We start from the raw sequence: 11751 nt of genomic DNA on the forward strand, positions 1-11751 counted from the left end.
CCGCCACCGCGGGCAACAGGACGACTCGCATAACGACCGGACCTACGAAACGGGGTCAGCCCAGTCGTCACGCTCGCCTCGCTGGGTCAGTTCGTCGGCATGATCTTTGGCGGCTGGTGGTCTGACAAGGTCGGACGCAAGATCTCGATGCTCGTCCCGTCGGTCGTCCTCATCATCTGGGCGCCGGTCTTCTTCTCGCTCGTCGGCATGAAGTCGGTGACCATGCTGGGCATCGCGGTCATCGTCGGTGCGTTCTTCCACGGCGTGCTGGCCGGCCCCGAGGCCGCCTGGATCACCGAGCTGTTCCCCGCCCGCTACCGCTACGGCGGCTCGTCGCTGGTCTTCGGTGGCTCGTCGATCATTGCCGGTGCCCCGGCGCCGCTGATCGCCCTGTGGCTGCAGACCAGATTCGGCAACGCCTCGGTCATCGCGTACCTCGTGATCACCATGGCGATCACGATCATCGCGCTCATGACCTCGCGCGAGACGAAGGGTCGCGACCTCGCCCACACGACGAAGGGCGTGTACGAGGCGTAGCCCTGCATTTGACCGAGGGCCCCGGCCGCAGCATCTCGCCGCGCCGGGGTCCTCGTCGTCTGTCCGCTATGGTGTTTCACGTGGAACCGACCGTGAAGCAGGTGGCCGAGGCCGTCCAGGAGATGCTGGCGCGCCCTTGGCCGCGTACCGCCGACGACGTCGACGGGTTCGTGCACTGGCACCATCTCGACGGAATCGACCGCGAGAACGACGGCGTCACGGCGCTGAACGACTGGGGCGAGGCGGCCGGCGGTCTGGCGTTCCACGAGGGCGCGTTCACCGGTGTCCATCTCTTCCTGTGGCCTACGCTCGACCCCATCGGGATCATCGACCGTTTCCGCGAGCTGTCCGCAGCGTTCACCACACTGTGCGGCGAGCCTGAGGACCAGTGGGGGGACACTGGCGCGCCAGCCGCGGCGTGGCGTACGCCCACGCACGTGATCGACCTGTACGCCCACACCGGCGCCGCGCCCTGCGTGCAACTCGCCGTGGAGGACGCCTACCTGGCCGACGCGGCCGAGGCCGCCGCACAGGCCCGCCAGGCCGAGGAGACCCATCCGCTTGCAGCGCTCGGCGCGCCCGTCGACAGCGCGTCGTTCGAGGCGGCCCAGCACCAGACCGACCAGCTCACGACCCGAGGGGAAGACGATGACCGGCACGAACGTGACTGACGAGACCGAGATCCCCGCGACCGCCGATCTCGTCGACGAGATCGGCGACGGCGTACGCAGCTGTGACCTGCAGCTGCGCGACTTGGGCGGGCGCACGGCGTTCGCCGGACGGATCGTGACGATCCGCTGCCACCAGGACAACGCCCTGGTCAAGGAGGTCTGCGCGACCCCGGGCGAGGGCCGAGTGCTCGTGATCGACGGCGGCGGCTCGCTCCACACGGCGCTGATGGGCGACCTCATCGCCGAGTCGGCGCGGTCGAACGGCTGGGCCGGGGCGGTCATCAACGGCGCGATCCGCGACTCCGCGGTGATCGGGCAGATGCAGTTCGGCCTCAAGGCACTGGGCACCAACCCCCGCAAATCCGGAAAGACGGGAGCCGGGGAGCGCGACGTCGTCGTCAGCTTCGGCGGCATCGACTTCGTCCCCGGGGAGATGCTGTACGCCGACGGCGACGGCATCGTCGTCCGCGCCGAGGGCTGAGCCACCGTCCGCGGGCGTGATCGATAGCGTGGGGGCATGCGCACCACGACCCCGTACGGAGCCTGGCGCTCCCCCGTCACCGTCGACCTGCTGACCGCGGGTTCCGTCGGCCTCTCGTCGCCCGTCCTGGACGAGGGCTCGCTGTACTGGCTGGAGTCGCGGGCGTCCGCGGGCGGGCGCACGTCGGTCTGGCGGCGCACGCCCGACGGCGAGGTCAGGGAGATGACGCCTGGCTCCTACGTCCGCTCCACCGTCCACGAGTACGGCGGCGGGGCGTACGCGGTCTCCGGCGGGCGTCTGGTCTGGAGCGAGTTCCCCTCGGGCGCCGTGCGGACGTCACGGCACGACGAGGAGTCGATCATGGTCGCCGCCGGCGTTGGGCGGCGGTACGCCTGCTTCCGCATCGTGGCGGACCTCGGTCTGGTGCTCGCGGTCCGCGAGGACCACACGGTGGACGGCGAACCGGTGGCGACGGTCGTCGCGCTCGCGCTCGACGGGTCGACGGAGACCGTGCTGGTCGAGGGCGCCGACTTCTACGACGCGCTGGCCGTCGGCCCCGACGGCCGACTCGCCTGGTGCGAGTGGGACCACCCGAACATGCCCTGGGACACCGCGCGCGTGCTGGCCGGAAGGCTCGTCGTCGAAGGCCCCGGCCCGCGCGTGGTCGACGTCGAAACCGTCTGTGCCGAGCCCGACGTGGCCGCGGGTCGGCCGGCCTGGTTCCCGGACGGGCGGCTGGCGTACATGAGCGACGCGTCCGGCTTCTGGAACCTCTGGTCGTGGGACGGCACCACGGCGAACCCGCTGCACGACTCCCCCTTCGACCACGCCGACCCGGCCTGGACCCTCGGCGGTGGCGGGTACGCGGTCCTCGACGACGAGCGCGTGCTGGTCCGCTGGATCGACGGGGGCGTCGACCGGCTCGGCATCCTGGCGGGTGGGCGCACGACCCCGGTGCCGACGGACGCCTGCACCGTGCACGGTCTGACCTGCGACGGCGACCGGATCGCCGCCGTCCTGGGGTACGCCGACGCCCCGCCCGCCCTCGTCACCTGGGCGCTGGACGGCACCGACGTGGAGGTGGTCCGTCGTTCGGCCGAGCCGCTCGACCCGGCGTACGTCTCCCGGGCGGAGGCCATCACGTTCGGGAACCCCGAGTCGTATGCGTGGTTCTACCCGCCCACGAGCGCCGACCATGTCGCGCCCGAAGGGGAACTGCCGCCGCTGCGCGTGCTCTCCCACGGCGGACCCACGGCCTTCTCGCCGCCGGCGTTCCGGCTGCAGGTCCAGTACTGGACCTCGCGCGGCTACGCCGTGGTCGACGTGAACTACTCGGGATCGGCGGGCTACGGCCGCGCCTACCGGGAGCGTTTGAAGGGCCGGTGGGGGATCGCGGACGTCCGGGACTGCGTGGCCGCCGCCCAGCACCTCGTGGACCGCGGGCTGGTCGATCCCGCCCGGATCATGATCGAGGGTGGCTCAGCGGGCGGTTACACCACGCTGCGGGCGCTGACGTCGACGGACTTCTTCGCCGCCGGGGTCTCCTACTACGGGGTGGGTGACCTCGAGGCGCTGGCCCGCGACACCCACAAGTTCGAGTCGCGATATCTCGACCCGCTCGTCGCTGGGCCGGACGGCCGCCCCGAGTACGCCGAGCGCTCACCCATCCGCCACCTCGACCGCCTCGCCACGCCGATGCTGATCCTGCAGGGCACCGAAGACCGGGTGGTGCCCCCGAACCAGGCGGAGGAGATGGCGGCGGCGGTCCGCGCGAAGGGTCTGCCGGTGGCGCTGATCATGTTCGAAGGCGAGGCCCACGGCTTCCGTGACGCGGCGAGCGTACGCCGGAGCCTCGAGGCGACCCAGGCGTTCCTGGGCCGCCTGTTCGGCTTCGAGCCGACCGATGAGATCGACGCGCTGGAGATCGAGAACCTCAGCTGAACATGGATCCGGCCATGCCGGTCAGATAGGGGATCAGCCAGAACGCCCACACGCCGACCGAGAGCCGGTGGAAGCGGGCGCGCTCGCTGGGTCGGTCGCGGACCAACACGACCAGCGCCCAGACGAGGTGGGCGAGCATGAGGAGGAGCGCCAGCGCGCCGGTGACCGTCATGATCTGCGTGAGGATGCCGCGTGGCCCGGTCTGCTGGTCGGCGATGAGCGACATCAGCCAGGTGCCGGACGCGTCGCAGGCGAGCCCGACGGCGAAGGCGGCGACGTGGAGCGGCCGGAGCGTCCCGTGCCGGTGCTCGGCCCACACGCCGAAGGAGTACGCCGCGAGCGCGGCCGTGATGAGGATGATCGCAAGGGGGAGCATGCGTCCAGCCTCCCCCCGCACCGCGGTTCGAGAGCGGTCCGAACGGACGGGATCGATGGTCCCCGTTGGCCGTACCCCGACGCGACGAGGGCCGGCGGAGATTCGCTCCGCGGCCCTCGTCGGGTGTTCAGGTGGTGATCAGAGGCCGGTCTTGGCCAGACCACCCTTGCTGTCCTTGTTCGGCTTCGGCCCGGTGGCGGGGGCATCGGCGCCGATGGTGTAGCCGCTGATGTCGCTGTCCTTCAGCGGCAGGTCCTGGTCCAGCACGTGGCCCGGGGCGCGCAGAGTGATGGGCTCATCGATCAGGCCTGCGTAGTCACGCAGGTAGGTGCAGGTGATCGTGTAGTCGACCGACAGACGATCGGCGACGTGGAGGTTCCAGGCGAGCTTGCCCCGCGTGGCGACCGTGCCGTGGGAGCCGGTGGCCGTGCACGAGATATTGCCGTTGCCGGGGGCCGGGTTGTAGTCGAGCGAAAAGGCCGTGTCGGCCTCGCGGGCGGTGACGTCCAGCTTGCCGCTTACCACGTACTTGTCGCCGGCGCGCATGCTGATCCAGCGGGGCTGGATGTCGCCCGGGCCGAAGCCGACGAACCAGTCGCCGACCTGCCACTGCGAGTCCTCTGTGGGCGTCGGCGTCGGGGTGGGCGTCGGCGTCGGGGTGGGCGTCGGGGTGGGCGTCGGCGTCGGGGTGGGCGTCGGCGTCTGGAGCGTGCCGCCGACCGTGTACTGGTAGGCCGTGCCCTGCGGGGCGCCGTCGACCGTCAGCTGGAACTGGTCGTAGATGTCGCCTGCGGGCGGGGTGTTGAGCGTGCAGGTGACCTTGTAGGTCAGGTTCACCGTGCCGACGGGTAGGTCGTTCCAGTTGATGGTGCCGCCGTTGACGGTGCCGCCGTCGGACACGTCGCTGGCCCCGCATGAGACGCCCGTCGCCGGGGCGGTGTTGAACCTGATGCTCGCATCGAGCACGGCATCGGTGGAGCCGCTGAGGACACCGTTGATCGTGTAGGTCGAGCCGGGGACCCAGTCGATCAGCGACGGGGTGATGGTGGTGCCGCCCGGGTTCAGCTGCCACGCGCGCGGTTTGGCGGCCGGCTTAGGGGCGGACGGCGTGGCGGTCGCCTTCGGCGTGGTCGAGGTGGACGCCTTCGGGGCCGCCGTGTCGGAGGCCATGGGCGTGGCGGCCGCGGCCTTCGCGGCGGGCTTGGCGCTGGCCGAGGCGGTCGGCGTGGGCGTCGGGGCGGCGTACGCCTGGGTGGCGAACGAGGCGACTCCGAGACCCAGGGCGGCCAAGGCCGCGATGGTCCTGGAAACGAGGTTCATCAGTTCTCCGTACTGGTCTCCGGGCGACGAAACCCCCTGTCACGCCGCTCACGGGGCACACACGAGTGCCGATGTGTCGACACTTTCATGTCGTTCTCAGCAATTCCAAACGAGGATGATCACGATTGGGTAAAGATGAATCCCTGAACACGGTGGGCCGGCGAATCTTCCCGGGGACGACGAAGGCCGGCGGAAGATCCGCCGGCCTTCGTCGTTGGTGCTGAATCGGTCAGAGACCGGTCTTGGCGAGGCCGCCGTTGTTCTGCTTGGTGGTCGGCTTCGGGGTGGCCGAGGGCTTCGGCGTCGCCGACGAGGTCGGCAGGGTGCCCCCCACCGTGTAGACGCCTGCCTCCACGCGCGAACCGAGGTCTGTCGGGGACACGATGACACGCTGGTCCGGGCCGTTGAGGTAGTAGCGCTCGGTGATGACACCCGAGTACGCGTTCTTGTAGGTGCAGGTGATCGTGTAGTCGACCATCACCGGGGTGGCCAGGTCGGTGGCACCGGCGACGTTGGTCCAGGAGATCTTGCCGGTGGTGGCGTTCGCGCCGTGGGAGCCCGTTGCCGAGCAGCTCACGTTGCCGTTGCCCGGGGCGGCGTTGAAGGTCAGGTTGAAGCTGTTCTGGGTGTTCTTGTTGCCGTAGAGCGCGACCTTGCCGGTGATCTTGTAGGTCGCACCGGTGGCGATCTGGACGCGCTTGGGCGTGATGTCGGAACCGGCGGGGACGACCGCCCAGTCACCCTCGGCGAGCTTCTTCGGGGGGGCAGCCTCGGCCTGGGCCGCGAAACCCGCCATGCCGAGTCCTGCAATGGCAGCCGCGGCGAGGGCCTTGCGTGCGATGTTCATGCGTTCTCCTGATGATCGGGCCTCGGAGCCCTGCGCCCCGTCCCGTCGGTACTCTAGGGCCACCCATAGCTAATTCACAACCTATTCTCAGGTGCCGCTCTCAAATTCGCGCGAAACGCGCTGTGAACGATGAGAGCCGCGCCATCTCACTGGTCGGCGGGCAGGATCCGCGTACGCACCTCGCCGAAGCCGATGCGTTCGCCGCCGGGACCCGGCGCGGACGCGCGCATCACGATCTCGTCGCCGTCCTGCAGGAACGTGCGCTCCTCGCCGGCGACCTGGATCGGCTCCTGGCCGCCCCACGTGAGCTCGATGAACGCTCCGCGCTGGTCCTTCTCGGGGCCGGAGATCGTGCCCGATGCGAACAGGTCGCCGGTGCGGGCCGAGGCGCCGTTGACGGTCATGTGGGCGAGCATCTGCGCCGGCGACCAGTACATCGTGCGGTACGGGGGCCGCGAGACGACCTCGCCGTTCCACTCGACCTCGAGATCGATGTCGAGGCCCCACGGCTCATGCTCCTGCAGGTACGGCAGGGGCTCCGGGCTCTGCTCCGGGGTCGGTATGCGGGCGGCCTCCAGCGCGAGCAGCGGCACGACCCACGGAGAGATCGAGGTGGCGAACGACTTGCCGAGGTAGGGGCCGAGCGGCACGTACTCCCAGGCCTGGATGTCGCGGGCCGACCAGTCGTTGACGATGACGGCGCCGAAGACGTGGCGGGCGAACGAACCGGTGCCGATCTGCTCGCCCATGTTTGACCCCGTGCCGACGACGAAACCCATCTCGGCCTCGATGTCGAGGCGCTGCGAGGCGCCGTAGGTCGGCGTCGCGTCGGTCGGGGCCTTGCGCTGGCCGCAGGGCCGCATGATGTCGACGCCGGAGACGATGACCGTGCCGGAGCGGCCGTGGTAGCCCACCGGCAGGTGCTTCCAATTCGGCATCAGCGGCTCGGAGTCGGGGCGGAACAAGCGGCCGAGGTTGGAGGCGTGGTTCTCCGAGGCGTAGTAGTCGACGTAGTCGGCCACCTCGATCGGCATGTGGATGCGTACGTCGGCGACCGGGTGGACGGCGTCGTCGGGCAGGTCGCCGCGTACGCGCTCGCTGATCTGGCGGCGCACCTCGACCCAACGCTCGTAGCCGCCGGCCATGAAGGCGTTCAGAGAGGGTTGCGCGAAGTCCGGGTCGCCGAACAGCGCGTGGAGGTCGACCACGTGGTCGCCGACGCGTACCCCGACGCGCGGCTGTTCGTCACCCCAGGAGAAGACGCCGTATGGCAGGTTCGCGAGCCCGAACTCCGAGCCGGCGGGGATCTCGATGGTGGTCATGGCAGCTCCTTCGCTCGTTGTGGACAGGAGCGTAGACCAAGCGCAGGGTGCGAGTGATCCACAACCCTGTCCACAGGTAGGGGACAACTCACACCCGTGTAGTTACGAGCTTGTGACCTGCATCGTGAAGCGCACCTTGCGGCCCTCGATGCCCGTCACCTTGACCTGCACGTCTTGGGGCTGGATCTCCTTGCCGGCCAGGCGCACGATCTTGCACGTCATGGTCGCGCCCGTGCCTGCGGGGAGGTTGTCGGGGCACTGGACGCCCGCGACCTGTCCGGTCTTCTCGCGGACGAGGGAGCTGATCTGTGCCTCCACCGAGCCCTTGCGCACGTACCCGGCGCCGACCTCGTCCTCGTCATCGGTGGGCGTGGCGGCCGGGCGGGTCGAGCCGGGGCGCGTCGACGTGGGCGACGACGGGCGCGTGGTGGTCGGACGCGGCGAGTAGGACGTGCGGGTCGGGCGGGCGCTGGGCTCGTTGCTGGGCTCGCTGGACGGCTCGCTCGAGGTGACCGGGGCGGGCGGCGGCGTGACCTCGCCCTTGGAGGTGATTGTCACGCCGGGAATCCCGGCGCAGCCCGACAGGCTGAAACCGGCGGCGGTCGCGACGGCGAGGGCGATGAGCGGGCGGCGGGCGGCCTGGGGGACCATGAATGCTCCTTGCGGTAGTCGTCCGGGTGCCGGCCTGGCTGACCGACACCCCTACGACGGACCGGAGATTAACTCTGGTTCCCTATCGTGAAGATTATTTTCCGGGCGGTCACTGCACCTTCATCGAGAAGCGCACGTCGGAGCCCTCGACGGCGGTCACCGTGACCAGAACTGGACGGTTGACATCCTCGCCCTCGACAACCGTCAGGGTGCACGTCAGCGTCGCACCGACACGGCCCTCCAGGTCGTCGGGGCACTCGGCCACGCCGTTCTTGCCCGTCTGGGCCTTCAGCATGTCGCTGATCTCGTTCTCGACCTTGATCGCCGCCACGCGCAGTGAACCGGACGACGGGTTCGCCGACGAGGTCGGCTTCGGCGAGGATGAGGGCTTCGGCGAGGGCTTGGAGGACGTCTTGGTCGTGGGGGCGGCGGTCGGCTCGGGCGACTCCTCCTCGGAGGGGTCCGAGGACGGGACGGTCGAGTCGAGCTTCCAGCTGAACTTGCCGCCGCCCGTCGACTCGACGTCGATGGGGTAGGTCTGACCCTTCACGGTGCCGGTGCAGGTGAGCCTCGAGCCCTCCTTCGACTTGAGCTCGCCGGGGCAGGAGACCGAGGCGGAGTCGTCGCCCGTCTGCTTCTTCAGCTCGGGCAGGATCTTCTTCTCGACAGTGGAGCCCTTGACGTCCGTGCCGAAGCTGGCGTTGAAGCTGCAGGCGCTCATCGAGGTGGCGGCGACCGCGGTGGCGGCCAGGACGGCGAGCCTCTTCATCATGTCGTTCTCCTTCATAGGGGGATCGGATACTGGTCAGATGCCACCGCCCCTCGCGGATGTTCCGTGAGGGGTGATCGCATCGTGTCTCAGTCCTCGACCAGGCCGAGGGCGACGAGCTCGTCGCGCGGTTCGTCGATGCTGCACGTGCCGAACGAGACGAAGGCCTCGCGTACGCGGCGCGCGGTCTCGACGTCGAACGCCTGCAGCGCCGCCGCCACCGTCCCGGCGTCCCGCTCGGCCAGGGCCCGGCGTACACCTGGGCCGTCGCCGGCCAGCGCGCGCTCGGTGGCCCACAGCAGGTTGCAGAAGCCGTGCTGCTCGAAGCCGCGGTCGTCGGTGTTGCGCAGCGCGTGGTGGAGGCCGGCGGTGGCCTTGAACGGCACGCCGGCCGCGACGACCGCCTCGATGCAGTCGGCGAGCTCGTCCTCGACGGGGTACAGGTCGGCGCGTACGCCACCGGTGCGGAACTTGGCCCGGTACGGCGTACCGCGCAGCGCCCCGATCCAGGCGGGACGCGACTCGTCGCGTGGCACCTCGAGGTAGACGTGGACGACCGACATGCCGTCGAGCTGGCCGGGCAGCGCGGCCATCGTCGCGTCGACATCGGCGCCGACGACCACGACCTCGAGGGCGGTGAGCGCCGCGGGCGGGATGTCGAGCACGCGCTCGGCGACCGCATTCACCTGGTCGGGCGACGGCACCGTCACCGACAACGGCACGGAGCCGTCGGCGTACCCGTGGCGTGTGAGGTCCGCCAGCTCGTCGAGGACCGCCGCCGAGACCACCAGCGGGCCGACCAGCGCGCGGTGGTCCGAGCGCCGGTGGCCCAGGTGGTCGGGCACGGCATCGGCGAGCGGCTTCAGCCCCGGTGGGAAGATCGCGGCGTCGTCGCAGAACGCCGCGTACAAGGTGGGGACCTGCATCAGAACTCCTCGACGCCGCCGTCGGACGTCCCCGCGTCGGAGCCGTCGACGAGCCGGGATGCGGCCTGCGTGACCGACTCCGGGCCGCGACCGGCCCACGTCCACGGGTAGTTCGTGTCCTCGCACGCCAGCGCGCCCTCGCCCAGCTCGAGCGGGCGGAAGGTGTCGACCATGACGGCCAGCTCGTCGAAGAACTCGACGCCGATGGAGCGCTCGTACGCCCCCGGCTGCGGGCCGTGGGCGTGGCCGCCCGGGTGGATCGAGATCGAGCCCTGGCCGATGCCGGAGCCCTTGCGCGCCTCGTAGTCGCCGCCGCAGTAGAACATGATCTCGTCGGAGTCGACGTTGGAGTGGTAGTAGGGCACCGGGATCGCCAGCGGGTGGTAGTCGACCTTGCGCGGCACGAAATTGCAGATCACGAAGTTGTGGCCCTCGAACGCCTGGTGGGAGGGCGGCGGCTGGTGGACGCGGCCGGTGATCGGCTCGTAGTCGTCGATGTTGAACTTCCACGGGTAGAGGCAGCCGTCCCACCCGACCACGTCGAACGGGTGGTCGGGATAGACCATCTTCGTGCCGACGATGCCCGTCGAGCCAGCGTGCTTCACATAGACCGGCACGTCGGTACCCTCGGCCTCGTGAGTCTCGGTGGGGCCGTGCAGGTCGCGCTCGCAGAACGGCGCGTGCTCCAGCAGCTGGCCGTAGCGCGACAGGTACCGCTTCGGCGGGACGATGTGGGACGAGGCCTCGATGCAGTAAGCGCGCAGCGGCTCGTCACCGGTGGGGATCCAGCGGTGGGTCGTCGCCCGCGGGATGTTCACGTAGTCGCCGCGGCCGACCTCGAGCACGCCGAAGACCGTCTCGACGCGCGCCGAACCCGACTCGACGTAGACCATCTCGTCGCCGATCGACGAACGGTAGAGCGGGGATTCCTTCTTCGCCACGACATAGGACAGGCGTACGTCGGCGTTGCCGAGGATCAGGCGGCGGCCCAGCACGACGTCGGTCTCGGCCCAGGACTCCTCGGGGAATAGCTCGTGGAGTTTCAGGTGGCGGGGCATGAGCGGGTGGTTCGGCGTGGTGCGCTGGTCGGGGACCTCCCAGACCTCGCTGGCCACGATGGCCGACGGCAGGTGGCGGTGGTAGAGAAGCGACGAGTCCGAGGAGAAGCCCTCCTCGCCCATGAGCTCCTCGTAGTAGAGGTCGCCCTCGGGGCTTCGGTGCTGGGTGTGGCGCTTGGGCGGAACGTTGCCGACTGCGCGGTAGTAGGCCATCTTGTCTCCCAACGGACGGCGATGTCATAAAGGTCTGTATGAGAGTATGTGCTACATCACATCTCCGGCAAGGACCCAGCCCGCTCTCCGAGCGAGCGCAGCGAGTCGAGGAGCACCCATGAGCGAACCCGCGTACTGGTCCTTCGTGGCCCGTGCCCAGGAACGCCTGAAGGCCGTCACCGGCACCGATCCCGAGGCCACGCGACTTCTGCTGGCGCTCAACCGGGCGTCCGGGGCCGTCACCTACGACCTCGAGGCGACGGTCCACCGCCCGCGCGGGCGCAGCTGGCCGGCGTACCGCCTCATGTTCGTGCTCTGGCTCTCCGGGGAGCTCGAGTCGAAGGAGGTCGCCCGCCTCACCGGGCAGAGTCGCGCCGCCACCTCCAACCTGACCGGACCCCTCGTCAGCGCCGGCGTGCTCCAAAAGCGCTCCGACCCCGCCGACGGTCGCGCCGTCCTCCTGTCGCTCACCGCCCACGGGCACGCCGAGATCGAAGAGGTGTACGCCGAGCAGAACGCGCGCGAGCAGCAGTGGTCGGCCGCGCTCACCGCCACCGAGCGTGAGACCCTCGTGGGGCTGCTCGACAAGCTCGTCTCGACACCCGGGTTCGACATCCTCCAGCGCGATTGACGACCACG

At 69.9% G+C, this 11751-nt stretch carries 12 protein-coding genes and 1 pseudogene; 5 read left to right on the forward strand and 8 right to left on the reverse strand.

Translation table 11 applies throughout. The features are described 5' to 3' along the window. Window positions 1–75: 75 nt before the first annotated feature. The 4 genes and pseudogenes from ACYVGD_RS15135 to ACYVGD_RS15150 form a co-directional block, all read left to right on the forward strand. Window positions 76–537 (forward strand): annotated as a pseudogene (locus tag ACYVGD_RS15135) (MFS transporter); the annotation flags it as partial. Window positions 538–617: 80 nt separating this feature from the next. Further along, on the forward strand, window positions 618–1208 hold the full coding sequence (locus ACYVGD_RS15140) for a hypothetical protein (RefSeq protein ID WP_460744616.1): 591 nt from the start codon (window positions 618–620) through the stop codon (window positions 1206–1208). Continuing rightward, window positions 1186–1689 carry a ribonuclease E activity regulator RraA gene (gene rraA, locus ACYVGD_RS15145; RefSeq protein ID WP_460744618.1) on the forward strand — a complete coding sequence of 168 codons (504 nt, stop codon included), beginning with the start codon at window positions 1186–1188 and terminating at the stop codon, window positions 1687–1689. Before ACYVGD_RS15140 ends, rraA begins: the two co-directional genes overlap by 23 nt. A gap of 36 nt (window positions 1690–1725) precedes the next feature. Beyond that, entirely contained in the window at window positions 1726–3630 is a 1905-nt protein-coding gene (locus tag ACYVGD_RS15150; protein ID WP_460744619.1) for a S9 family peptidase, read from the forward strand. On the opposite strand, the gene ACYVGD_RS15155 is transcribed toward ACYVGD_RS15150, so the two are convergent. The 8 genes from ACYVGD_RS15155 to ACYVGD_RS15190 form a co-directional block, all read right to left on the reverse strand. After that, entirely contained in the window at window positions 3623–4006 is a 384-nt protein-coding gene (locus ACYVGD_RS15155) for an HsmA family protein (protein WP_460744620.1), read from the reverse strand. The two genes, ACYVGD_RS15150 and ACYVGD_RS15155, sit on opposite strands and share 8 nt — an antisense overlap. A 138-nt stretch (window positions 4007–4144) precedes the next feature. Beyond that, window positions 4145–5326: a hypothetical protein gene (locus ACYVGD_RS15160; RefSeq protein ID WP_460744621.1), complete on the reverse strand. Its 1182-nt coding sequence runs from the start codon at window positions 5324–5326 to the stop codon at window positions 4145–4147. 229 nt (window positions 5327–5555) lie between these two features. Further along, window positions 5556–6173, reverse strand: a complete 618-nt coding sequence (locus ACYVGD_RS15165) for a hypothetical protein (RefSeq protein ID WP_460744622.1) — start codon at window positions 6171–6173, stop codon at window positions 5556–5558. A 146-nt stretch (window positions 6174–6319) separates the two neighbouring features. Next, window positions 6320–7495 (reverse strand): fumarylacetoacetase, encoded by a 1176-nt coding sequence (gene fahA / locus ACYVGD_RS15170; protein WP_460744623.1) that lies wholly within the window; start codon window positions 7493–7495, stop codon window positions 6320–6322. 102 nt (window positions 7496–7597) lie between these two features. Further along, a complete protein-coding gene (locus ACYVGD_RS15175; protein ID WP_460744624.1) occupies window positions 7598–8146 on the reverse strand; it encodes a DUF4333 domain-containing protein in 549 nt (182 codons plus the stop codon). Between the two features lie 109 nt (window positions 8147–8255). Then, the gene (locus ACYVGD_RS15180; protein WP_460744625.1) at window positions 8256–8933 is read right to left on the reverse strand and encodes a DUF4333 domain-containing protein; all 678 of its coding nucleotides are present in this window, start codon (window positions 8931–8933) and stop codon (window positions 8256–8258) included. 71 nt (window positions 8934–9004) lie between these two features. After that, entirely contained in the window at window positions 9005–9841 is an 837-nt protein-coding gene (locus ACYVGD_RS15185; RefSeq protein ID WP_460744626.1) for a hypothetical protein, read from the reverse strand. Continuing rightward, window positions 9841–11112 carry a cupin domain-containing protein gene (locus ACYVGD_RS15190; RefSeq protein ID WP_460744627.1) on the reverse strand — a complete coding sequence of 424 codons (1272 nt, stop codon included), beginning with the start codon at window positions 11110–11112 and terminating at the stop codon, window positions 9841–9843. The genes ACYVGD_RS15185 and ACYVGD_RS15190 overlap by 1 nt, the downstream gene beginning before the upstream one ends. A gap of 118 nt (window positions 11113–11230) precedes the next feature. Between ACYVGD_RS15190 and ACYVGD_RS15195 the strand changes: the two genes are divergently transcribed. Continuing rightward, the gene (locus ACYVGD_RS15195; RefSeq protein WP_460744628.1) at window positions 11231–11743 is read left to right on the forward strand and encodes a MarR family winged helix-turn-helix transcriptional regulator; all 513 of its coding nucleotides are present in this window, start codon (window positions 11231–11233) and stop codon (window positions 11741–11743) included. Window positions 11744–11751 lie beyond the last annotated feature (8 nt).

Source organism: Mariniluteicoccus endophyticus (assembly GCF_054780035.1).

What these genes read in the sequence shown, in the direction of transcription:
- rraA (WP_460744618.1), top strand. Translation starts at nt 1,186, where the DNA reads ATGACCGGCACGAACGTGACTGACGAGACCGAGATCCCCGCGACCGCC.
- ACYVGD_RS15150 (WP_460744619.1), top strand. Translation starts at nt 1,726, where the DNA reads ATGCGCACCACGACCCCGTACGGAGCCTGGCGCTCCCCCGTCACCGTC.
- ACYVGD_RS15155 (WP_460744620.1), bottom strand. Translation starts at nt 4,006, where the DNA reads ATGCTCCCCCTTGCGATCATCCTCATCACGGCCGCGCTCGCGGCGTAC.
- ACYVGD_RS15160 (WP_460744621.1), bottom strand. Translation starts at nt 5,326, where the DNA reads ATGAACCTCGTTTCCAGGACCATCGCGGCCTTGGCCGCCCTGGGTCTC.
- ACYVGD_RS15165 (WP_460744622.1), bottom strand. Translation starts at nt 6,173, where the DNA reads ATGAACATCGCACGCAAGGCCCTCGCCGCGGCTGCCATTGCAGGACTC.
- fahA (WP_460744623.1), bottom strand. Translation starts at nt 7,495, where the DNA reads ATGACCACCATCGAGATCCCCGCCGGCTCGGAGTTCGGGCTCGCGAAC.
- ACYVGD_RS15175 (WP_460744624.1), bottom strand. Translation starts at nt 8,146, where the DNA reads ATGGTCCCCCAGGCCGCCCGCCGCCCGCTCATCGCCCTCGCCGTCGCG.
- ACYVGD_RS15180 (WP_460744625.1), bottom strand. Translation starts at nt 8,933, where the DNA reads ATGAAGGAGAACGACATGATGAAGAGGCTCGCCGTCCTGGCCGCCACC.
- ACYVGD_RS15185 (WP_460744626.1), bottom strand. Translation starts at nt 9,841, where the DNA reads ATGCAGGTCCCCACCTTGTACGCGGCGTTCTGCGACGACGCCGCGATC.
- ACYVGD_RS15190 (WP_460744627.1), bottom strand. Translation starts at nt 11,112, where the DNA reads ATGGCCTACTACCGCGCAGTCGGCAACGTTCCGCCCAAGCGCCACACC.
- ACYVGD_RS15195 (WP_460744628.1), top strand. Translation starts at nt 11,231, where the DNA reads ATGAGCGAACCCGCGTACTGGTCCTTCGTGGCCCGTGCCCAGGAACGC.